The sequence below is a fragment of the Trinickia violacea genome (assembly GCF_005280735.1).
GTDB lineage: Bacteria > Pseudomonadota > Gammaproteobacteria > Burkholderiales > Burkholderiaceae > Trinickia_A > Trinickia_A violacea.
Map to the genome: position 1 here is coordinate 2,578,336 of NZ_CP040077.1, position 22,728 is coordinate 2,601,063.

The 22,728-nt window shown below is 66.2% G+C and carries 18 protein-coding genes; 9 read left to right on the top strand and 9 right to left on the bottom strand.

Translation table 11 applies throughout. The features are described from left to right. Positions 1 to 10: 10 nt before the first annotated feature. Positions 11 to 787, bottom strand: coding sequence for a DUF3348 domain-containing protein (locus FAZ95_RS11675; protein ID WP_137332599.1), 777 nt, complete (start codon positions 785 to 787; stop codon positions 11 to 13). A 294-nt stretch (positions 788 to 1,081) separates the two neighbouring features. On the opposite strand from FAZ95_RS11675, the gene FAZ95_RS11680 reads away from it, so the two are divergent. The 3 genes from FAZ95_RS11680 to FAZ95_RS11690 are packed head-to-tail and all read left to right on the top strand — an operon-like array spanning position 1,082 to position 3,820. Then, positions 1,082 to 1,759: an ATP-binding cassette domain-containing protein gene (locus FAZ95_RS11680; RefSeq protein WP_254699676.1), complete on the top strand. Its 678-nt coding sequence runs from the start codon at positions 1,082 to 1,084 to the stop codon at positions 1,757 to 1,759. A gap of 25 nt (positions 1,760 to 1,784) precedes the next feature. Beyond that, entirely contained in the window at positions 1,785 to 2,810 is a 1,026-nt protein-coding gene (locus tag FAZ95_RS11685) for an ABC transporter permease (RefSeq protein ID WP_254699677.1), read from the top strand. Between the two features lie 17 nt (positions 2,811 to 2,827). Then, the gene (locus tag FAZ95_RS11690) at positions 2,828 to 3,820 is read left to right on the top strand and encodes a sugar-binding protein (RefSeq protein ID WP_137332601.1); all 993 of its coding nucleotides are present in this window, start codon (positions 2,828 to 2,830) and stop codon (positions 3,818 to 3,820) included. An 88-nt stretch (positions 3,821 to 3,908) separates the two neighbouring features. Here the strand turns inward: FAZ95_RS11690 and mdeB are convergent, their stop codons facing one another. Continuing rightward, positions 3,909 to 6,629 (bottom strand): alpha-ketoglutarate dehydrogenase, encoded by a 2,721-nt coding sequence (mdeB, locus tag FAZ95_RS11695; protein ID WP_137332602.1) that lies wholly within the window; start codon positions 6,627 to 6,629, stop codon positions 3,909 to 3,911. A gap of 153 nt (positions 6,630 to 6,782) precedes the next feature. On the opposite strand from mdeB, the gene FAZ95_RS11700 reads away from it, so the two are divergent. Together FAZ95_RS11700 and pdxR are read left to right on the top strand one after the other, a co-directional pair. Next, positions 6,783 to 7,310 carry an Lrp/AsnC family transcriptional regulator gene (locus tag FAZ95_RS11700; protein ID WP_137332603.1) on the top strand — a complete coding sequence of 176 codons (528 nt, stop codon included), beginning with the start codon at positions 6,783 to 6,785 and terminating at the stop codon, positions 7,308 to 7,310. 310 nt (positions 7,311 to 7,620) lie between these two features. After that, positions 7,621 to 9,138, top strand: coding sequence for a MocR-like pyridoxine biosynthesis transcription factor PdxR (gene pdxR, locus FAZ95_RS11705; RefSeq protein ID WP_137332604.1), 1,518 nt, complete (start codon positions 7,621 to 7,623; stop codon positions 9,136 to 9,138). 41 nt (positions 9,139 to 9,179) lie between these two features. Here pdxR and FAZ95_RS11710 read toward each other — a convergent pair whose 3' ends face one another. Both FAZ95_RS11710 and FAZ95_RS11715 read right to left on the bottom strand, forming a co-directional pair. Next, positions 9,180 to 10,610 (bottom strand): amino acid permease, encoded by a 1,431-nt coding sequence (locus FAZ95_RS11710; protein WP_137332605.1) that lies wholly within the window; start codon positions 10,608 to 10,610, stop codon positions 9,180 to 9,182. A gap of 180 nt (positions 10,611 to 10,790) precedes the next feature. Further along, entirely contained in the window at positions 10,791 to 12,209 is a 1,419-nt protein-coding gene (locus FAZ95_RS11715; RefSeq protein ID WP_137332606.1) for an NAD(P)/FAD-dependent oxidoreductase, read from the bottom strand. Between the two features lie 262 nt (positions 12,210 to 12,471). Here FAZ95_RS11715 and FAZ95_RS11720 point away from each other — a divergent pair, with 262 nt between their 5' ends. After that, positions 12,472 to 13,296, top strand: coding sequence for an IclR family transcriptional regulator (locus FAZ95_RS11720; RefSeq protein ID WP_137332607.1), 825 nt, complete (start codon positions 12,472 to 12,474; stop codon positions 13,294 to 13,296). Positions 13,297 to 13,317: 21 nt separating this feature from the next. Here FAZ95_RS11720 and FAZ95_RS11725 read toward each other — a convergent pair whose 3' ends face one another. From FAZ95_RS11725 to FAZ95_RS11735, 3 genes are all read right to left on the bottom strand, one after another. Beyond that, the gene (locus tag FAZ95_RS11725; RefSeq protein ID WP_137332608.1) at positions 13,318 to 14,055 is read right to left on the bottom strand and encodes an ABC transporter ATP-binding protein; all 738 of its coding nucleotides are present in this window, start codon (positions 14,053 to 14,055) and stop codon (positions 13,318 to 13,320) included. 103 nt (positions 14,056 to 14,158) lie between these two features. Then, on the bottom strand, positions 14,159 to 15,178 hold the full coding sequence (locus FAZ95_RS11730; RefSeq protein ID WP_137332609.1) for a taurine ABC transporter substrate-binding protein: 1,020 nt from the start codon (positions 15,176 to 15,178) through the stop codon (positions 14,159 to 14,161). A gap of 24 nt (positions 15,179 to 15,202) precedes the next feature. Continuing rightward, a complete protein-coding gene (locus FAZ95_RS11735; RefSeq protein WP_254699678.1) occupies positions 15,203 to 16,027 on the bottom strand; it encodes an ABC transporter permease in 825 nt (274 codons plus the stop codon). Between the two features lie 441 nt (positions 16,028 to 16,468). Here FAZ95_RS11735 and FAZ95_RS11740 point away from each other — a divergent pair, with 441 nt between their 5' ends. From FAZ95_RS11740 to pta, 3 genes are all read left to right on the top strand, one after another. Next, positions 16,469 to 16,873 (top strand): nuclear transport factor 2 family protein, encoded by a 405-nt coding sequence (locus tag FAZ95_RS11740; protein WP_137332611.1) that lies wholly within the window; start codon positions 16,469 to 16,471, stop codon positions 16,871 to 16,873. 136 nt (positions 16,874 to 17,009) lie between these two features. After that, positions 17,010 to 18,827 (top strand): sulfoacetaldehyde acetyltransferase, encoded by a 1,818-nt coding sequence (gene xsc, locus FAZ95_RS11745; RefSeq protein WP_137332612.1) that lies wholly within the window; start codon positions 17,010 to 17,012, stop codon positions 18,825 to 18,827. 120 nt (positions 18,828 to 18,947) lie between these two features. Then, positions 18,948 to 19,964 carry a phosphate acetyltransferase gene (gene pta, locus FAZ95_RS11750; protein WP_137332613.1) on the top strand — a complete coding sequence of 339 codons (1,017 nt, stop codon included), beginning with the start codon at positions 18,948 to 18,950 and terminating at the stop codon, positions 19,962 to 19,964. On the opposite strand, the gene FAZ95_RS11755 is transcribed toward pta, so the two are convergent. Continuing rightward, positions 19,961 to 21,682: a cobaltochelatase CobT-related protein gene (locus tag FAZ95_RS11755; RefSeq protein WP_137332614.1), complete on the bottom strand. Its 1,722-nt coding sequence runs from the start codon at positions 21,680 to 21,682 to the stop codon at positions 19,961 to 19,963. The two genes, pta and FAZ95_RS11755, sit on opposite strands and share 4 nt — an antisense overlap. Then, the gene (locus FAZ95_RS11760; RefSeq protein WP_137334520.1) at positions 21,679 to 22,653 is read right to left on the bottom strand and encodes an AAA family ATPase; all 975 of its coding nucleotides are present in this window, start codon (positions 22,651 to 22,653) and stop codon (positions 21,679 to 21,681) included. Before FAZ95_RS11760 ends, FAZ95_RS11755 begins: the two co-directional genes overlap by 4 nt. Positions 22,654 to 22,728: the final 75 nt, after the last annotated feature.

Consider the following 22,728-nt stretch of genomic DNA (forward strand, 5'->3'; position numbering starts at 1 on the left):
AGCGTCTTGGTTAGCGGGTGCGAAGAGCCGCGAGCAGCCCTTCGACCGGTTTGAACCGAACCTCGAGTTCGGCGAGCAACACGCTCTGCATATCCTTGCGGAACACGTCCAGCCATGCGCCGGGCGTGACCGTCGCCGGAACTTCTTCGGCGTCGGCGTCGGCGTCGGCGTTGGCATCGGCGGCTTCGGCCAGCCTTTCGTCCTCGGCTTGGCGCAGACGTTGGAAATGCCCGGCGAGCCACGCGGGCACCGCGGCAAAGAGGCTCTGCTCGCGCGCGCTCAATGCGCGCTCCATGACGGCGTCCACCATCGCGAGCCGGGCCACGCCGTGCGGCCTGCTGGCCAGCATCGTCCGCAGACGGGTGCGCAGCGTGCCGATTTCGGTGTCCATCGTCTGTTGCAGCGAAAGATAGCGCTGACGAAAGACTGCGAAATCGGGCCGCGCATCCGGCGGGGCTTCCTGGCCGCGCGATGGCGCGCGCCCGTCCCGCCTGGCGGACGCGGACGCGCTATCGCCGACGATGGCTTTCGTCAACGCGCTGCGCACGTGGGCGCACCGTTTCGCGAGGTCGTCGTCCATCGCGGCGCCGCGCGCGCCGGAAGCCGCCGGGGGTGGATTCCCGTTCAACGCCGTCGACAGCGCGATGGCGTCGGTCCAGCCGAGCCATTGGCTCAACCGGTCCGAGAGCGGTTGGCTGGATTCGGGCACGTCGGCATCGGCCAGGCGCGCGAGTAAGCGAACGAGCGCCGGGCCGCCGAGGGCCGTGCGCTGAGGGGCTTGCACCATACTGCAAGAGGCAAAAAGACCGTAGTTTACACGCTGCCGACGCCCCGGCCGTCACTCTTCCAAGATTCGCCGCCTCGCGCACTGGCCCCCATTCCGTCTCGAATGAAGCCGATGGCCGTGCGCGGCTTGCCAAACGCGCCCTCGTGCTATACAAAAAATGCTAGTTAGTATGCCTATTTGGTCGCCCGGCCAAAGCGATGGGCGGCTCCACGGGAGCGAGCGAGACAGTCCATGAGTCTTCTGGAACTCAAAGGCGTTTCCAAACACTTCGGCGCCATTCAAGCCCTGACCGACGTGACGCTGACCCTGGAGCCGGGCCAAGTCGTCGGGCTCATGGGCGACAACGGGGCCGGGAAATCGACGCTGGCGAAGGTCATCGCCGGCAACTTCCCCCCTTCGCATGGCGAGATGCTGATCGACGGCAAACCGGTGCATTTCAGCAAGCCGCTCGACGCCCGCGCTCAGGGCATCGAAGTCGTCTACCAGGACCTCGCGCTCTGCGACAACCTCACGGCGGCCGCCAATGTGTTCCTCGGCCGCGAGCCGCGGCTCGGTTTCGGGCCCTTCCGCATTCTCGATTACGCGACCATGTACCGCCGCGCGGGCGAACTTTTCAAACAGCTGAAATCGGAGACGCGCCCTCGCGATCTCGTCCGACAAATGTCGGGCGGTCAGCGGCAGGCGGTGGCGATCGCTCGCACGCGCCTGTCCGACGCGCGCCTCGTCGTCATGGACGAGCCGACGGCTGCGATCAGCGTCCGGCAGGTGGCGGAGGTGCTCGACCTCATCAAACGCCTGTCTGAACACGGCATCGCGGTCATTCTCATCAGCCATCGCATGCCCGACGTGTTTTCGGTCGCCCATCGCGTGGTCGTCATGCGGCGCGGGCGCAAGGTCGCGGACAAGAGCACCGAAGCGTCGTCGCCCGAGGAGGTGACGGGCCTCATCACCGGAGCGATCTCCGCCGCCTGACACGCCCTATATCGGAGCCCGGAAATTGAACGATCCACCGGAACGGCCCAGCCCCATCTCGAGATTGCTCGACGAGCCGCAAGCAGAGAAGACCCATACCCGCTGGACGGGCTTGCTCGCGAGCCAGGTGTTCTGGGTGGTGCTCGCGACGCTCGTCGGCTGCCTCGCGCTCTCGTTCGTGACCTCGACCTTCGCGACGCAGCAGAACATTTTCAACGTCACGCGCAACTTCGCGTTCGTCGCCATCGTCGCGCTCGGCATGATGGCGGTGATCGTCACGGGCGGCATCGACATTTCGGTCGGCTCGACGATCGGCATCAGCGGCATCGTGCTCTCGGTGGTCATGAACGCCGGCTGGTCGATCTGGGCCGGCATCGGCATGGGGCTCCTGACCGCGGGGCTTGTCGGCCTCGTGAACGGCCTGCTCATCGCCTATCTCGACATGCAGCCGTTCGTCGTGACGCTCGGCATGCTGAGCGTCGGCCGCAGTCTCGCACTGGTGATCTCCGGCAGCCGGACCATCTTCGATTTCGGCCCGGACGGCAGCCAACTCCTGGCGCTCGGCGGCGGCTCGACCTTCGGCGTCGCCAATCCCGTGTGGTTCCTGGTCGTCCTGGCCGTGCTCTTCTGGTTCGCCTTTCGCTGGACGCGCTGGGGCCGCTACGTCTTCGCGGTCGGCGGCAACCGCCATGCGGCGAATCTCACGGGCGTGCCGGTGCGCAGCATCATCTGCTCCGTCTATGTGCTCGGCGGGCTCATGGCAGGCGTCGCGGCCATCCTCGAAGTCGGCTGGCTCGGCGCGGTGACGACCGGCCTCGGCACGGGCGACGAATTGCGCGTGATCGCTGCGACCGTGATCGGCGGCACGAATCTCGCGGGCGGCGTCGGCAGCGCCTTCGGGACGGTCGTCGGCGCCGCGCTCATCGAAGTGATCCGCAACAGCCTGATCCTGCTCGGCGTCGACGCGTTCTGGCAGGGCACGGTTGTCGGCGGCTTCATCATCATCGCCGTGCTCTTCAATCGGCTCGGCGGCGAGCGGCAAGGAGGTTGAAATCTCAGGAGGTAACAATGAAGAAATCGTGGATGTGCATTGCCGCGATCGGAGGGCTCGCCATGCTGGCCTCCTCCGCGTTCGCAGCCGACAAGACCCTGGCGCTGGTGGTGAAGGGTCTCGACAACCCCTACTTCGACCTCATGCATCAGGGATGCGACCGGGCGAACAAGGAACTCCATCAACAAGGCTACACCTGCTATTACACCGGCCCCGCGACCGCCGCGGACGAAAGCGCCGAAGTGCAGATCATCGACGATCTTTTGACCAAGGGTGTCGCCGCCATCGCGATCTCGCCCTCGAACGCCCCGGCCGTGGCCGAGGTGATTCGCCGCCGCCACACGAAGATCCCGATCATCACCGCGGATGCCGACCTGCTGCCGAAGGACGCCTCGCTGCGCAAGAGCTACGTCGGCACCGACAACTACGACCTGGGCGTCAAGCTCGGCGAGCAGTTGAAGCTGCTGATGCCGAACGGCGGCAAGATCTGCCTCGTGATGGGCAACCCCGCGGCCGAGAACATCAATCAACGCGCCCAGGGCACGCGCGACGTTCTCTCCGGCAAGAAGGGGATCGCGAAGCTCGCGGGCGAGAACGGCTGGACCGAAATCAGCGCCTGCCCGCTCTACGTGAACGACGACGCCGCCAAGGCGAACCAGATGATGCAGGACACGCTGACTGCCAACCCCACCGGGCTCGATGCCTTCGTGCTCGAAGGCGGCTGGCCGCTCTTCGCCCCGCAGGCCTATTCGCAAGTCGTCGCGCCGATCATGGATAAGATCCAGAGCGGCAAGTTCGTCATCGTCTCGGCCGATACGCTCGGACCGGAACTGCAAGCGCTCAAGGACCACAAGGTCAATGTCCTCGTCGGGCAGCGGCCGGAGGAAATGGGTTATCGGGCGGCGATGACGATGCGCGAGCTCGCGGAAGGCAAGACGGTGAAGCCGCTGATCCACACCGGTCTCGACACCTGTACCTGGAAGAATGCGGACACCTGCCTCAAGCATTGAGGGCTGGCGGGCGCTTCGCCTCTCGTGCGCCGAGCACGCGGCGGCGCCGGACTGGAAAGGCGGCGCACCGCCCGTTGCGCCAGTCCGATCACCGTTGCCAGGGCGCGGCGCTCGGGTGCGCCGTCATTTCGTAGCGCTCGCGCGCCGCCCGCACGATGGCGGCATCGATCTCGCCTTCGTCCGCGAGCGCCTTCAACGCGGCAATGACGATGCTCGCGCGGTCGACCTCGAAGAACGCGCGCAACGCCTGCCTCGTATCGCTGCGGCCGAAGCCGTCGGTGCCGAGCGTCACATACCGCCGAGGCACGTACGCGCGGATCAGCTCCGGCACCGCGCGCGCGTAGTCGGTCGCGGCGATCACCGGCCCGCGCGACGCACCGAGCGCGGCGCTCACGTAGGGGCTCACGTGCGTGTCGCCGAGCCGCGATTGCCGCTCGGCCTCCATGCCGCCGCGCTGCAATTCGGTGAAGCTCGTCACGCTCCACACGGCGGCGTCGATGCCCCAGTCTTCCTTCAGCATGCGTTGCGCGGCGATCGCCTCGCCCAGAATCGCGCCCGAGCCGAGCAACTGCACGCGCGCCGTCTCGTGCAATGCCGGCGACAACGGATAGAGCCCCTTGAGGATGCCTTCGCGCAAAGCGCGAGGGTCGCCCTCCGGCACGGACGGCTGCGCGTAGTTCTCGTTCGTGACGGTCACGTAATAGAACACGTCGCGCTGCTCCTCGACCATTTCACGCATCCCCGCATCGACGATCGTCGCGACCTCGTACGCGAACGCCGGATCGTAGGCGCGGCAGTTCGGAATCGTCGATGCCGCGAGGTGGCTCGTGCCGTCCTGATGCTGCAGGCCCTCGCCACCAAGCGTCGTGCGGCCCGACGTGGCGCCCACGAGGAAGCCGCGCGAGCGCTGGTCGGCGGCGGCCCAGATCAGGTCGCCGACGCGCTGAAAGCCGAACATCGAGTAGTAGATGTAGAACGGCAGCATCGGCAGGTCGTGCACGCTGTACGACGTCGCCGCGGCGATCCATGACGAGATCGCGCCCGCTTCCGAAATCCCTTCTTCGAGAATCTGGCCGCGCGTGTCCTCGCGGTAGTAGAGCATCGAGCCGAGGTCTTCCGGCTCGTAGCGCTGGCCGAGCGGCGAATAGATCCCGACTTGCCGGAACATATTGGCCATGCCGAAGGTGCGCGCCTCGTCGGCGACGATCGGCACGACGCGCGAGCCGATCTCGGCGTCCTTCAGCAACGCGGTGAGCATGCGCACGAGCGCCATCGTCGTCGACATCTCGCGGCCGCCCGCCTCGAGTGCGAACGCGCCCCAGGTGGGTATCGAAGGGACGGTCAGCCCCTTCGACGCCGCTCTCCGCCTTCTGGGCAGATAGCCTCCCAGGGCAGCCCGGCGGGCATGCAGGTAACGCATTTCCGGGCTGTCTTCCGCAGGTTTGTAAAACGTGAGCTGCTCGACGTCGTCGTCCGACAACGGCAGACGGAAACGATCGCGGAACGCCTTGAGGTCGTCGACGCCGAGCTTCTTCTGTTGATGGGTCGTCATGCGGCCCTGCCCCGCCGCTCCCATCCCGAAGCCTTTCATCGTCTTCGCGAGGATCACGGTCGGCTGGCCCTTGTGAGCGAGCGCACGCGCATACGCGGCGTGCAGCTTGCGCGCGTCGTGGCCGCCGCGGCGCAGCCGGTCGATCTCGGCATCGGTGAGCTGCGCGCCAAGCGCCGCCAGCGCCGGATGCCGACCGAAGAAGTGCGCGCGGTTGTACGCGCCGTCGTTCGCCGAGAACGTCTGGAACTGGCCGTCGACGGTGTCGGCGAATGCGCGCGCGAGCGCGCCGGCGTGATCGCGCGCGAACAGCGGGTCCCAATCGGAACCCCACAGCACCTTGATCACGTTCCAGCCGGCACCCGCGAACACCGCTTCGAGCTCGTCGATCACGCGAGCGTTGCCGCGCACCGGGCCGTCGAGCCGCTGCAGGTTGCAGTTGATCACGAACACGAGATTGTCGAGACCTTCGCGCGCGGCAAGCGACAGCGCACCAAGCGATTCGGGCTCGTCCATCTCGCCGTCGCCGAAGAAACCCCAGACCGTGCGGCCGTCCGTGTTCGCGAGGCCGCGGTGCTGCAGGTAGCGCATGAAGCGCGCTTGGTAGATCGCGTTGATCGGGCCGATGCCCATCGAGCCGGTCGGGAACTGCCAGAAGTCCGGCATCAGCCAAGGATGCGGATAGGAACACAGGCCCGGCCCGGCGATTTCGCGGCGGTAATGCCGGAGATGATCCTCAGTCAGAAAGCCCTCGAGATACGCCCGCGCGTAGACGCCCGGCGACGAATGCGGCTGGAAATAGACGAGATCGCCGCCTGCGCCGGCGCCGCCATCCTGCGCGGCCGCGCGAAAGAAATGGTTGAAGCCGACCTCGAACAGGTCGGACGCCGACGCATAGCTCGCGATGTGGCCGCCCAGCTCGCCATACGCGCGGTTCGCGCGCACGACCATCGCGAGCGCATTCCAGCGCAGCGCGGCTGACAGCCGCTCCTCGATGTCGAGGTCGCCGGGATAGTGCGGCTGCTCGGCAAGCGGGATCGTGTTCAGGTAACGCGTGACAGGCATGCGGGAGGACGCGAGTCCGATCGCGCGCGCATGCTCGGCGAGCCGGTCGAGCAGATATTGCGCGCGCGCCTTGCCGACGTGGGCGGCGACGCCGTCCAGCGCATCGATCCATTCGGCCGTTTCCCCAGGATCGAGGTCGGCGTTCGTCGTTTCAAGGCGTTGGGTCTGCTCGATACCGCTCGATAAATCCGTCATCGCTGGTCTCCCGCACGCAAGCTCCGTGGCGTGCATCAATGGGAAGTCATGCTACCTGCCGCACCGCAAAATTTGCGTCTCATTTCCTTGGATTTTCGCGCTGCGGTAGTGTAAATATTCTGGTGACACTCAAACTTCCGGAATATTTCGACTATGGGCTCAAACCCGCGGCGCCTCGACCGCATCGACATCGGCATCCTGAACCAGCTTCAGCAGAACGCGCGGATCACGAACGCGGAGCTCGCGCACTCCGTCAACCTGTCGCCGACGCCCTGCTTCAATCGCGTGCGCGCACTCGAAAAGCTGGGCCTCTTCAAGCAGCAGGTCACGCTGCTCGATCCCGAGCCGCTCGGCTTGCGGATCAACGTGTTCATCCAGGTGAGCCTCGAGAAGCAGGTCGAGGACGCGCTGCGGCGCTTCGAAGAAGCCATCTCGCAGCGGCCCGAGGTGATGGAGTGCTACCTGATGTCGGGCGACGCCGACTATCTGCTGCGCGTCGTGATGCCGGACATGCGTACGCTCGAACGCTTCATCATCGAGCGGCTGACGACGATTCCGGGCGTGTCGAACATCCGCTCCAGCTTCGCGCTCAAGCAGGTGCGCTACAAGACGGCGCTGCCGCTGCCGGCGGGCGGGCTCACGCTCGCCGATCCGGAACAGACGACGGCCGAGTGGGATTGACGCGTCGCTCCGTCAGGAAGGCGCGCGAAGCAACGTGCTGCAGCAGGGTCAGCCAGTGCATTAGGCAGCGCGCACCCTAGCTGGCCCTGAAGGCTCGCGCCTGCGCTGCCGATCCAGGTGCCGCTCATCGCAGCGTGAGCCACCGGCATTTGCCCGGATCGTCGGCGCATCGCGAGTTTGAGTATTCTGCCGCCAGGACCGTACACCGCCGAAGGCTCCAAGTAAGCGCTGAAGCGCTAACTTGGAGCAACTCCGGCATGGGACCCGAGTAAGCGCTAAAGCGCCAACTCTGGTCGACATAGGAGCCAGCATGCCGAACCGTACCCCGACCGCCTTGTGGGCCCAGCAATTCAGGCGGTCGTCAGCATCGAAGACGAGTCTGCAGGACCAGATCCGGCAGATGCTCGTGGCCGCGATCCTCGACGGCCAACTGCCTCCCGACGCCGCGCTGCCGTCGAGCCGCGAGCTGGCCGACCAGCTTGGCGTCGCGCGCAACACCGTCGTGCTCGCGTACCAGATGCTCGTCGACGAGGGCTACCTGATCTCGCGTGAGCGCAGCGGGCACTTCGTGAACCCGCAGATGCTCGAAGGCCGGCCCGGTTTCGCGGCGTCGCCCGCGGCCGACAGCGGCGATGCACCGAGCCGCCCCATCTGGCGGCAGCGGATCGCGCATCCGCCTTCGGCGCAGCGCAACATCGTGAAGCCGGCGAATTGGCAGCACTACGAATTTCCCTTCATCTACGGCCAGTTCGACCAGTCGCTGTTTCCTGCCAACGATTGGCGCGAGTGCTGCATGAAGGCGCTGTCGATCATGGAGATCCGCAACTGGGCGCCCGACCTGATCGAGCGCGACGACGAATCGCTGATCCAGCAGATCCGCACGCGCGTGCTGCCGCGGCGCGGCGTGTTCGCGGCGGCGGAGGAGATCGTCATCACGAACGGCTGCCAGCAGGCGCTGTATCTGATCGCCGACCTGCTGTGCGACGAGGACACGACGGTCGGCTTCGAGAATCCCGGCTATCCCGACGCGCGCAATATCTTCGAGAACCGCAACGCGCGGCTGCTGCCGCTGCCGGTCGACAGCAACGGGATCGCGCCCGATGCGCTCGGCGAGTCGCTCGCGCGCTGCGACTACGTGTACGTGACGCCGAGCCACCAGTGCCCCACCACCGCGACGATGCCGGTCGAGCGTCGCCGTGCGCTGCTCGATTGCGCCCGGCAGCACGACTTCGTCATCGTCGAGGACGACTACGAGAGCGAGAACACGTTCTCCGGCACGCCGCACCCCGCGTTGAAGAGCCTCGACACCGCCGACCGCGTGATCTACGTCGGCAGTCTGTCGAAGACCTTCGCGCCGGGCCTGCGGCTCGGCTACGTGGTCGGTCCGCGCGAGCTGGTTCGCGAGCTGCGCGCGCTGCGGCGCCTGATGGTGCGGCATCCCGTTGCGTACATCCAGCGGGCATTCGCGACGTTTCTCGCGCTCGGGCACCACGACGCGCTGCTGCGCAGGCTCGCGCATGCGTACAGCGAGCGCTCGCAGGCGCTGATGGCGGCGCTCGATGCGCACTTGCCGGAAGCGCGCTACGTGCGCGTGACGGGCGGCGCGTCGTGCTGGGTCGAGGGCCCGCTGTGGCTCGACGCCGCGCGCCTCGCGGTCGACGCGCAGGCGGTCGGCGTTTTGATCGAGCCGGGCAGCGTGTTCTTCACGAACGACGACGACGCGCGCCGCTATTTCCGCATGGGCTTCTCGGCCATACCACTCGAGAAGATCGAGCCCGGCGTGCGTGCGCTCGCGCAATGCGTGCGAGCGCAGCAGCCGGGCGGCTGATGCCTACTCGCGCCGGCCACGAACAGAGCCGGAGCGATCGTTCAATGCTGCGAAAACGTCACGAGCTCATGCTCGTCGACCGACGACGATGCGCGGCGACGTCGAATGAACAGCCCATACGCGACAAGCAGCACGCCGAGACTCGCGACACCGAGCCACAGCGGCTTGCGCTGCGCGGGAATGAACGCCATCGCGACGAGAATGCCGATCATGCCGGCGATCGACAGCCACGTCAGATACGGAAAGCCCCACATCTTCACGCGCAGTTCGTTCACCGCCGTGGCACCGAGCCGGCTGCGCAGGCGCAGTTGCGAAATCGCGATCAGCACGTAGACGAAAATCGCGACGGTGCCGTACGAATCGACGAGGAACGCGAACACCGTATCGGGCGACACGTACGACATCACGACCGACACGTAGCCGAACAGCGTGCCGAGCAGGATCGCCCGCACCGGCACGCCGCGCTTGTTGACTTTCGCGAGCGAGGCCGGCGCGTCGCCGTGGCGCGTCAGCGCGAACAGCATCCGCGACGCCGCATAGAGGCCCGAATTCAGCGCCGACAGCACGGCGGTCAGCACGATCGCATTCATCACGTTCGCGGCGGCCGGCAGGCCCATCACCTGCAGCGCGCTGACATATGGCGTCGACATTTGATGCGAATTCCACGGCACGAGCGCAACGACGAGCGCGACCGAGCCCACATAGAAAACGAGCACGCGCGTGATCACCGAATTGGTTGCCTTCGCAACGGCCTTCGCGGGCTCGCGCGCCTCGGCCGCCGCGATCGTCACGATTTCCGCGCCGAAGTAGAAGCCGGTCGCCGCAACCGCCCCGCTCATCACGGGGCCGATGCCATGCGGCATGAAGCCGCCGTGGCCGAGCAGCGTCGGCAGCACCGCCGTCGTGTGCAACGACGCAGGCCAGAGGCCGAGCACATAGAGGCCGCCGAGAAACAGGAACACGACGATCGCGCCCACCTTGATCGACGAGAACCAGAACTCGAACTCGCCGTAGCTGCCGACCGAAATCAGGTTCGTCGCGGTGAGCACGACCAACAGCGTCAAGCTGATGATCCACGCGGGCACGTCGGGCAGCCAGAACTGCACGAGCTTCGCGCCCGCCACCGCTTCGAGTGCGACGACGATCACCCAGAAATACCAGTACATCCAACCCGTCAGGAAGCCGGCGAGCCGGCCCGGCCCGCGCCAGTTGCCGAACGCGAGCCGCGCATATTCGTAGAACGAGCCGACGGCGGGCATCGCGCACGCCATTTCGCCGAGCATCCGCATCACGAGCACGACGAGTCCGCCCGTAATCAGGAACGACAGAATCGCGGCGGGGCCGGTCTGCTGTATCACCACGCCGCTGCCCACGAACAGCCCCGCTCCGATCACGCCGCCGAGCGCGATCATCGTCATGTGCCGCTGCTTGAGTCCGCACTTCAGGTCACTTCTGTCCATCGAGGGTTGCATGTCTTCTCCCTATCCAGATGTCTTGGACGGCGCTCGTGCGTTTCCCGTGCGCTCGAGCGCCCGCACTCGCGCCGTCTGAACTGAGCGTGCAAAGGCGCCTCTCGCGCCTTGCCGCAAGATTGATCGCTTTTGTCATGAGGGAGCGCCGGCCGGGCGGCTGGGCCCGCCGGCGCGTGAGGATCAGGGCTTTTCGTCGCGCCGGAAGTAGCCGACGTAGAGCATCCGCTGGCCAAGGCGGCGGAACGGCGCAAACAGATGGCCGGGCAGCGGCGACGTGAAGATCGGCAGCGTCTGCTGCGCGCCCTTGCCTGCGATCCGCTCGGCCATCCGGCGGCCCGCCTGCTGCGAATACGACACGCCGTTGCCGCCGTAGCCGAGTGCGTAGAACACGGCTTGCTTGGGATCGGGCTGGCAGACGCGCGGCATCATGTCGTGGCTCACATCGACCCAGCCCCACCACGAGAAGTCGATCTGGATGCCCGCGAGCGCCGGAAACTTGCGCGCCATCCCTTCCTTGAGCAGATCGAGGTGGCGCGGGTTCGGCGCGTCGGCGCCCGTGATCGCGCTGCGGCTGCCGATCTGCAGACGCTTGTCCGGCAGGAAGCGATAGTAGAAGCGCAGCGTGCGCGTGTCGGTCAGTACTTGCGTCGTGCGGAAATTGCACGCTTCGATCTCCTGATCGGTCAGCGGCCGCGTGACCATCGAATTCGACAGGATCGGCATCACCTTGCTGCGCAGCGAGGGATGCAAGCGTTGCGCGGTGTAGGCGCCCGTTGCGATGCCGACCGCGCGCGCACGAACGATCCCGCCCGGCGTGCGCAAGTGATGCACGCCGTTGACCGTTTCCCAGCCGATCACGGGGCTGCTCGTATGCACGCGCGCACCGGCTTCGCGCGCAAGGCGCAGATAGCCGAACGCGAGCTTCAATGCGTGGATGCCGATGCCTTCCGGCTCGTGCAGCGCTCCGGCCGACTCGTGATCGTTGACGAATTCGCGGCGGAACGTCTCGGCGCTCAGCAGTTCGGACGGATAGCCGAACACGTCCCTCCAGACCTTCGCTTCGGCCGCGAGCTTTTCCATGATCCGCGGACGATGCGCGATCAGGAAGTGGCCACCCGGCTGCGGATCGCAATCGATCTCGGACACGAACGCCTTGAAGTGCTGAAAGCCTTCGAGGATCTCCTCGTGCATCTTGAGCGCGACGTCCTTGCCCCAGCGCTCGATCCATTGCGAGCGCGACAGGCGTCCCGACGCGTTCTGCCCCTGCCCGCCGTTGCGGCTGCTGCAGCCCCAGCTCGTGCGGTTCGCCTCCAGCACGACGGCCTTGATGCCATGCTCGCGAGCGAGGCACAGCGCGGTCGCGAGGCCCGTGTAGCCGCCGCCGATGATCGCGACGTCGACGTCGATGTCCTTCGTGATCGGACCGTCGTCGGGGGGCGGACTGCCCGCGGTCGCGACCCAGTAGGTCGGCGCATAGTCCTTGCCGTGCCCCGGTCCCGGCGATACGAGCGGGTCGTAGGTCGGGTCGTAACGCGTATCGGCCGGCGCGCCCGAGATGAAGCCGCCCGCGACTCGCTCCATTGAACTGGTGGATCCCATGCCTGTCTCCATTTCATTTTCTTCAGGTCGATCGCTTCGTTGCAGCGACCTGTTGAAGAAAGTGTAGGAAGGCAAATTTTCTGCAGGTAGGACCAGTGACCCGGATTCGCTTGGACCAGCAAAATCGTCCCGCTTAGTGTTGGCGCTAGGGTATTCATGCCGCGCCATGCCCTACAAAAACAGTCCAATTTGTTTCATTTTTAGCTATGCTGAAACGCACGGCGAAATCAACTAAGCGACTAAGAATCGACTAAGGAGACTCATGCGCGCCACCGCTCCGAAGCAGCTTGAAGCCGCACCCGATGCCACGCCCGCCGACGACGCGCGCGTGCTGCGCGCGCTTGCCGTGCTCGAGGCGCTCGCGTCGGCGGGGCAGCCGTACACGCTGTCGCAGCTCGCCGCGCGCCTGCACATTCCCAAAGCCACGCTGCTGCGGCTGATCGAATCGCTGGAGACGCGCGGCTACGTGATGCACATGCCGGACTCGCGAGGCCATGACCGCAGCATCGCACTCGGTCCGAGCGCAGCACAGTTCGCGCTCGCGACCCTCGCGAACAACACGTTCACGCGCGCATGCCGCTCGGTGCTGCGCGCGCTCGTCGAGGTGCTCGGCGAGACGTGCAATCTCACGGCACTCGACGGCGACAGGGTGCTGTACGTGGAGCGTGTGGAAACAACCGAGCCGCTGCGGCTCGAGATGCGGCCCGGCATGCGCGTGCCGCTGCATTGCACGGCAAGCGGCAAGCTGTTCCTGTCGCAGATGACGGTGCTCGAGCGCAACGCGATGCTTGCGCAGCTCACGCTCAAGAAGATGACTTACCGGACGCTGACTGATAAGCAGTCGCTCGCCGCCGAACTCGAGCGCCTCGCCACGCGCGGCGTCGGTATCGACAACGAAGAATTCGTGCGAGGAATGGTGGCCGTCGCGGTGCCGGTGAAGGATGCCGCCGACGGGCGCGTGCTCGCGGCGCTAGCCGTGCATGCGCCGACCGCGCGAGCGACGCTCAACGACCTGCTCGAAGCCGTGCCGCAGATGCGGGAAGCCGCCAGCCGGCTCGCCCCGCTCCTGCACCTGCACGACGGCTAACCGCCGCGCGAGGCAACGCGCTCAATGCGCAAGAATGCCCATCGCCTCCTTTTTCAACTCCAGGAAATGCGGCTCGAATGCGACCTGCGGCGTGCGCGGCCGCTCGAGCTCGATCGGCACGTCGATCGCGACCCGCCCAGGCCGCGCCGACAGCACGACCAGCCGCGTGCCGAGAAAGATCGCTTCGTCGATGTCGTGCGTGATGAACACGATGGTGCAATGCAGTTGATCCCACAGCGAGGTCAAGAAGGTCTGCATGGAGGCGCGTGTCTGCGCATCCAACGCGCCAAAGGGCTCGTCCATCAGCAGCACTTTGGGCTTCATGACCAGCGCGCGGGCGATGGCCACGCGCTGCTGCATGCCTCCCGACAACTCGTAAGGCTTGTGCTTGGCGAAGGACTCCAAGCCGATGATGCGCAGGATGTCGGCCGAAGCCTGCCGGCGCTTTGCCTTGGGCACGTTGTGCAGCGAAAGCCCGAACTCGATGTTGTCTTCCACGCTGAGCCACGGAAACAGCCCCGACTGCTGGAACACGACGACGCGGTCGGCCCCCGGCTCGCTCTTGACCTCGCCGTCGACGTAGATGTTGCCCCGCGAGGGTGACGTCAGCCCCGCCAGCAGGTGCAGCAAGGTAGTCTTGCCGCAGCCGGAAGCCCCGAGCACGGTGACGAACTCGCCGCCTTGGAACGTCAGATTGATGTTTTCCAGTGCGGCGGTGGCGCCGAAGGTCTTGTACAAGGAATCGATGACGATGTTCAAGTTCGTCTCCTGCTAGGCGGATGAGTCACTCAATGGGCGAGCCCGTTAATGGGTCAGCCCTCAATGGGCCTGCTCCAATGGGCCGCCCGTCAATGGGCCAGCCCTAATGGGCCAAATGCTTCGAATACTGCGGCGCGACGTTGGCCTCGAAGCTCGCCGGCACCGACTGGATGCGGCCGATCTGTTTGAGCACCTTGCCGGTATTGACCAAGGTCAGGTACGTGGCCGAGGTCTTCACGCCGGCATCGAGGCCCATGACTTTCGGCGTCGTCTGGTCGGCGCCGGAGAACAGCTCGTAGCCGGCCAGTTCGCTCTTCGCAACGTCCAAGGTGACGCCCGTTTCCTTGGCCATCTCGCCGAGCGCCTTGTCCTGCTCCTTCTGCGTCACCTGATAGCCGTCGTCGAGCGCGGCGACGAAACCTTGCACGAGATCCGGATGCGCCTTCGCCCAATCAGCGTTCGCGATGCACACGTTGTAGCTCGATGCCTCGCGCGGCAGATCGCCGTCGGTCTTGATCGCCTTGCCGCCGGCCGTGCGCAGCGCGCTGAATACCGGGTCCCAGACGATGGCCGCGTCGATCGCGCCGGTCACCCAGGAGGTGCGCATCTGCGGCGGCGCCATGTTGATTTGCGTCACCGAGTCATACGGCACGTGTGCTTCGGCGAGAAAGGTGGCCAGTTCGAAGGACGCCTGCGAGCCGGCAACGATCGCAATCTTCTTGCCTTTCAGTTCGGCGACGCCTTTGATGCCGCTCTCGGGCTTGACCACGATACCGGCCGCGTTCGTATAGCGCTCCTGGTTGTAGACGATGGTCATCGGCAGGCCCTGCGAGATGGCCGTGACGAGCGGCGGAACGCCGAGCCCGCACATGAACGTGAGGCTGTTCGACGCCAGCGCGCTCATCGCCGCCGGGCCCGAGCTGAACAGCTTGTACTGGACGTCGGCCTTCATGTGCTTCTCGAACATATGCTCCGCCATCGACACCATGTAAGGATCGGCGCCGTTGTCCTCGTAGCCGATGATGACTTCGGGCTTGTCCTGGGCGTGGACCACGCCCGAGGCGACACAGCCGGCGGCGAGCAGCACGGCGCTCGCGGCCTGAACCCATTGCATTCGCTTCATTTCCAGTCTCCTCGGATCTTTCGATCAGTTATGGCTGCGCCAAGGCACGATCAGGTTTTCGAGCTTGCGTATCACCAGCTCCATGCCATACCCGATCAACCCGATGATCACGATCCCCACGATCACGATGCTGACCTGCAGGGCTTGTCCCGCGAATTGCACGAGCCAGCCCAGCCCGCTGCTCGCGGCAATCAGTTCCGCCGCGACCAGACACGTCCACGCGACGCCGATCCCCACGCGCATCGCGGTAAAGATTTCAGGTAGCGCCGAAGGCAGCACGACTTTGCGAAAAATTTGCGCATTGCTCGCGCCGAGCGTGCGGGCCACCGAGATGCGCAGGGCCGGCGTGCTCTTCACCCCTGACATGGTGCCGATGATGATGACGGGGATCGTGCCGACCAGAATCAGAATGGCCTTGGGCAATTCGCCGATGCCGAACCACACCACCAGAAGCGGGATGTAGGCGAGTGGCGGAACCGGACGGACGAACTGCAGGAAGGGGTCGATGATGTCGAACACGAACTTGTTGCGCGACATCGCGAGCCCGATTGGCACCCCGATCACGACCGCGCCGACGAAGCCGATGATGATGCGCACGCAGCTGATGAGGATGTCGCTGCCTAGCGTCTGTCCGCCGTAGCCGTTGCGCAGAATATCGATGAGAGACTGCCAGACCGCCACCGGCGAAGGCAGCGCAAACGAAGGGAACACGCCCGCCATCGACACCGCCTGCCAAATCAAGACCGATGCCACCAGCACGGCGGCGGTCAGCCAGTACGAGCTCGATCCGAAGCGAACGCGGCGCAGCTTGATCGCCTGCTCGCTGGGTGACGCAACGGAGTGCTTCATCTTTCCGTGTCCTAGTGTCAATCTCATCACCGCCTCCTCTAACTGGTCTGCAATAAGTAGACCTCATCACCATGGCTTCCGGCTTCAAGTATAGACAGCGCAGGCAGCGAAGGACTTCGGCCCGGGACGTGGCGCGCACTTGCCAGCCCGCCCGTTGAGACCAGCATCGTCAATCCATAAAGGAGCGGGTAGTACCAGCCAAAAGGTTCTGATGGGGCCAGCCAGATGAGGGATTTCCCTGGGTTGCGCGGGCCGTCTGGCCGGCCGTCAAGCAAGCTCTGGTGCGGGCCGCCGCGCGGGCCACGCGCTGGCCCGCTGGCCCAAGCGAAACTTCCGAACTGGTGCTACTCGCCGAGGCACACCCTCACTAACGTGTCAGTACGAGATGCCGCATTGCGCACTGGTGCGATGCGGCCACCGCCATCCCCTATGGAGACACGTATGACAGACACGCCCCTCGCCTCTTCCGCCGTCACAGCCGATACGCTCGCCGCGTTTTCCGATGCCTTCAACCGGCACGACGCGAACGCGCTGATGCGCTTCATGACCGAGGACTGCGTGTTCGACGCGGCCGCCGGCCCCGACATTTTCGGCACGCGCTTCGTCGGACAGGAAGCGGTGCGCGCCGCATTCGAAGCCGTGTTCAAGACCTTTCCCGATGCGCACTGGGGCCACGGCCGCCACTACGTCGCAGGTGAACGCGGCGTGTCCGAGTGGGTGTTTACCGGCACGCACGCGGAAGGCTGGCGAATCGAAGCCGAAGGCTGCGACCTGTTCGAGTTCCGCGACGGGCTGATTGCCGTCAAGCGCGCGTTCCGCAAAGAGCGGCCGAAGCAGCCAGCCTGAGCACGCACGCATTTGGAACAAATCATTTCATTTCATTCCAGATTCCTGAGCGGCACGCGGAATCGGTTGACCTGATTTCGGCAGTGAATAGCATCGGAAACGAGACATTCCATTAGATGACGAACGGAGACACCGTATGAACGACCAATCCACTCCCAAGCGCGCGACCGTGACCGGTGCGCAAGACATGACGCCGTCCGAAGCCTTCGTCGAGACACTCGCGGCCAATGGCGTGACCGAGATGTTCGGCATCATGGGCTCCGCGTTCATGGATGCGATGGACATCTTCGCGCCCGCCGGCATCCGCCTGATTCCGGTCGTCCACGAGCAGGGCGCGGGCCATATGGCCGACGGCTATGCGCGTGTATCGGGCCGCCACGGCGTCGTGATCGGCCAGAACGGCCCCGGCATCAGCAACGCCGTCACCGCGATCGCCGCCGCGTACTGGGCGCACAGCCCGGTCGTGATCGTCACGCCCGAGGCCGGCACGATGGGCATCGGCCTCGGCGGTTTCCAGGAAGCGAACCAGCTGCCGATGTTCCAGGAATTCACCAAATACCAGGGCCATGTCACGCACCCCGCGCGCATGGCCGAATTCACCGCGCGCTGCTTCGACCGCGCGCAGGCCGAGATGGGCCCGACCCAGCTCAACATCCCGCGCGACTACTTCTACGGCAAGGTCAAGGTCGAGATTCCGCAGCCGCGCAGGCTCGACCGCGGCCCCGGTGGCGACGAGAGCCTGAACGAAGCGGCCGAACTGATCGCACAGGCGAAATTCCCTGTGATCATTTCGGGCGGCGGCGTCGTGATGGCCGACGCGATCGAGGCATGCAAGGCACTTGCCGAACGCCTCGGCGCACCGGTCGTCAACAGCTACCTGCACAACGACTCGTTCCCGGCGAGCCACCCGCTGTGGTGCGGCCCGCTCGGCTATCAGGGGTCGAAGGCCGCCATGAAGCTGCTGTCGCGCGCCGACGTCGTGATCGCGCTCGGCTCGCGGCTCGGGCCGTTCGGCACGTTGCCGCAGCATGGGCTCGACTACTGGCCGAAGGAGGCAAAGATCATCCAGATCGATGCCGATCACAAGATGCTCGGTCTCGTGAAGAAGATCTCGGTCGGCATCTGCGGCGACGCGAAGGCCGCCGCGGTCGCGCTCACGCAGCGCCTCGCGAACCGCACGCTCGTGAGCGACGCGACGCGCGACGAACGCGCGGGCCAAATCGCCTCCGAGAAAGCGGCGTGGGAGAAGGAACTCGACGAGTGGACCCACGAGCGCGATCCGTACAGCCTCGACATGATCGAGGAGCAGTCGCACGAGCGCCCGTTCAGCGGCGGCAGCTATCTGCATCCGCGCCAGGTGCTGCGAGAGCTCGAGAAGGCGATGCCGGAGGACGTGATGGTGTCGACCGACATCGGCAACATCAACTCGGTCGCGAACAGCTACTTGCGCTTCAACAAGCCGCGCAGCTTCTTCGCAGCCATGAGCTGGGGCAACTGCGGCTACGCGTTCCCGACGATCATCGGCGCGAAGGTCGCGGCTCCGCACCGCCCGGCGGTCTCGTACGCGGGCGACGGCGCATGGGGCATGAGCCTGATGGAGACGATGACCTGTGTGCGCCACAACATCCCGGTGACGGCCGTCGTGTTCCATAACCGCCAGTGGGGCGCGGAGAAGAAGAACCAGGTCGACTTCTACAACCGCCGCTTCGTCGCGGGCGAGCTCGACAACCAGAGCTTCGCGGCGATCGCGAAGGCGATGGGCGCGGAAGGCATCGTCGTCGACCGGCTCGAGGATGTCGGCCCGGCGCTGAAGAAGGCGATCGATCTGCAGATGAATCAGGGCAAGACGACGATCATCGAGATCATGTGCACGCGCGAGCTCGGCGATCCGTTCCGCCGCGACGCGCTCTCGAAGCCGGTTCGCTTGCTCGATAAGTACAAGGACTACGTGTGAGGCTGTGACCGGGGTCAGTGCATTGGCACTGACTCCGGTCCCGTGGTGAACGAGTCCGGGTTGGCGCTTCAGCGCTAACCCCGGCCGTTTTCGCTTTAGACGTCCCCCACCTCGCCAACCATGAAAGCCCTGAACCGCATCATCGAAACCGCGCGCTCATCGCCGATGCGCATCGCACTCTGCGAAGGCGACGACGCGCGCATGCTGCAAGCGGCGCAACGCGCGACGCAGGAAGGTATCGCTCGCATCGTGCTCGTCGGCGATGCCTCGTCGATACGCGCCACCGCGGAGCGCGTCGGCGTCGACCTCGCCGGCGTGGAGCTGATCGACCCGGCAACGTCCACCAAGCGCGAGGCATACGCCGACGCGCTCCACGCCCTGCGCGCGAAAAAAGGCATGACGCCCGACGCCGCGCGCGACGCGGTGCGCCAGCCGCTGACCTACGCGAACCTGATGGTGCGCCTCGGCGACGCGGACGGCTCCGTCGCGGGCTGCGTGCATACGTCGGCCGACGTCGTGCGCGCCGCGATCCAGATCATCGGCATCGATCCGTCGGTCAAGCTCGTGTCGAGCTTCTTCCTGATGATGCTGTGCGAGCCGTTCCATACGATGAAAGGCGGGCTGATCTTTTCCGACTGCGCACTCGTCGTCGATCCCGATGCCGCGCAATTGTCGGAGATCGCGATGGCTGCAGCCGACAGTGCGCGCGCGCTGCTGATGGAAGAGCCAAGGGTCGCGATGCTGTCGTTCTCGACGAGCGGCAGCGCGCGACACGCGGCCGTCGACAAAGTCGTCGAAGCCACCCATCGCGTCGAGGCGCTGCGGCCCGATCTCGCGATCGACGGCGACGTGCAGCTCGACGCCGCGATCGTCGCCGAGATCGCGGATCGCAAGATCGAGCACTCGCACGTGCACGGCCACGCCAACGTGCTCGTGTTCCCCGACCTCGGCGCCGGCAACATCGGCTACAAGCTCGCGGAGCGCATCGGCCGTGCGAAGGCGATCGGCCCGCTGCTGCAGGGGCTCGCGAAGCCGGCGAACGATCTGTCGCGCGGCTGCTGCGCCGAAGACATCTATTACGTGATCGCCGTGACGACGGTGCAGGCGCAGGCTGCGGCGCAACGCACTCCCCGCTAGCGGCGCACCCCGATCCATCGCGCGAGGCCCACGAGCCGCGCCATGTCGAGCGGCTCCGCGAGATCGAGCGCCACGCAATGCCGGTAATACGGGCTCAGATCGAGCCCGACGCCCAGTCCGATCACGTCCACGTCGCGCAACGTCTCGTGCCGCGCAACCACCTCCTTCAGATGGTTGTCGAGATAGAACGCGTCGTTGGCCTGCGCGGTCGCCGCATCCATCGGGCTGCCGTCCGAGATCACGACGAGGATGCGCCGCGCTTCCGTCCGCGCGGCGAGCCGCGTGCACGCCCACTCGACGGCCTCGCCGTCCACGCCCTCGCGAAACAGATCGGCCTTGAAGAGCGCGGCAATGCCGGTGCGTGCGCGCCGCCAGCTGTCGTCGGCGCATTTGAACACCATGTGGCAGGTCTCGTTCAGTCGCCCAGGATGAGGCGGCCGCCCGCACGCGAGCCAGTCGAGCCGCGCGCGGCCGCCGTTCCAGGCGCCGGTCGTGAAGCCGAGCACTTCGGTCGCGAGCCCGGCCTGCTCGGCTGCGCGCGCAACGACGTCGACCAGCATCGCGACGGGCTCGATGTGCGCCTTCATCGACCCCGAGCAGTCGATCAGGAAACTCACCACGCAATCGCCGCGCGGGCGCAGCCGCTCGCGCGTGAACACGCGCCGCTCGGCCGGAGAGCTGACGACTTGCGCGAGGCGCCGCCCGTCGATGCGCCCGTCCTCTTCGCCGAATGACCAGCCGTCGCGCTGCGGCACCGCGAGCGCCGCCTGCAACACGCGCGCGAGCCGCGCGACATGGATACCGCGCGCGGCGATGCGCTCGTCGAGTTGCTCGCGATATTCGCGCAACTGCGGCTCGCGGATGCGCGCGGCCGGCCGGATCTCGGTGTCGAACTGCGTCGTGTACGCGCGATAGCCGTCCTCGGCCGCCCCGAGCACGCGACTCTCGCCGGTTGGCGCGAGCGCGTGCAGCGCTTCGTCGGACTCGTCGAAATCGACCCACAGCGAGAACGACGTCAAGGCGTCGTCGGGTTGGCGGGCGTCGCCGGTGTCATCGGCGGCGAAGGCCGCACGCTCCTCAGCGAGCATCGCCGCGACGCGACGCGCCAGTTCCCGCGCGTCGTGCGCGTAGGCGCACTGGTCCCGCCGATGCCGGCGCAGGCCCGCGAGCTGCACGCCGATCGCCGGCACGATGCCGGCACGGGTGGTTTCGATCAGGTCCTCGGTGTCTTCGAGCACGGGCCAGCCGGTCACGCGCGACCACACGATCTGCGCAACCGTATAGATGAGAATGCCGAGCTGATCTTCGGCGAGCCCCGCGCGGCAATAGGCGCGCGACCACGCGTCGAAGCGCTCGCGCAGGTTGTGCGCGAGACCGCGCATGCCGGGCGGCACGTGCGCCTCGCAGCGCACCTGCTCGAACAGCTCGAACAGCAGGCGCTCGACGGGATCGTCGGGACACAGCCGCCGGTGCAGCGCCGCGTCGGAATGCATGAGCCGCAACGCGGCGCCGTCGGCGGCGCCACGCAGCGACGCGAAGTCGTCCTCGTAGGCGTTGCTGCGCAGATGCGGTGCGTGGAGCGGCAACGGCCGCAACTGCCGGCACAGGCGGCCGCCCCGGTAGTGCAATGCGGGGTCGCCGGTGAGCGCGCGCACGGCCGCCGCGCACAGCGCCTCGCGGCGCAGTGCGTCGCGCACGGCCTCGCGCGAGGGCATCATCGGCCCGGCTCCGGCGCGCCGCCCACCCCAAGCTCGACACCGAAGCAGCGCTGGTAGTACTCGGCGACGATCGGCCGCTCGGCCTCGTCGCACTTGTTCAGAAACGTCAGCCGGAACGCAAGCGCCGGGTCGCGGAAAATCTGGCAGTTCTCGGCCCAGTCGATCACGGTGCGCGGCGACATCAGCGTGGACAGGTCGCCGGTCGCGAAGCCCTTGCGCGTCAGCGCGGCCATGCCGACCATCGACTCGACGAACGCGCGGCCGCCACCGTCGGCCATGCCGGCCATCTCGGGCACGCGCGCGAGCACGATGCCCTCTTCCTCCTCGCGCGGCAGATAGTTGAGCGTCGCCACGACGTTCCAGCGGTCCATCTGCGCGTGGTTGAGCATCTGGGTGCCGTGATAGAGGCCGTTGAGATTGCCGAGGCCGATCGTGTTGGTTGTCGCGAACAGCCGGAAATACGCATGCGGACGAATCACGCGGTTCTGGTCCAGCAGCGTGAAACTGCCGTCGCGCTCCAGAATGCGCTGAATCACGAACATCACGTCGGGACGGCCCGCGTCGTATTCGTCGAAGATCAAGGCGACCGGACGCTGCAGCGCCCACGGCACGATGCCTTCCTGGAACTCGGTCACCTGGACGTCGTCGCGCACGACGATCGCGTCCTTGCCGACCAGATCGAGCCGGCTGATGTGCCCGTCGAGATTGACTCGCACGCACGGCCAGTTCAGGCGCGCCGCGACCTGTTCGATGTGCGTCGACTTGCCGGTGCCGTGCAGGCCCTGAACCATCACGCGCCGGTTGCGCGTGAAGCCCGCGAGAATCGCGAGCGTCACCTCCGGGTTGAAACGGTAGGCGGAATCGATGTCCGGCACGTGGTCGTCGCGCTCGCTGAACGCCGGCACCATCAGGCCCGAGTCGATGCCGAAGTGCTCGCGCACCGACACCATGCGGTCCGGCGCCGCCTTCATGAAATCCGTCGTCACAGCGTTCTCCTCGCCATTCACATTGCGCACTTCGACACCATCGACAGGCTCGACCCGATC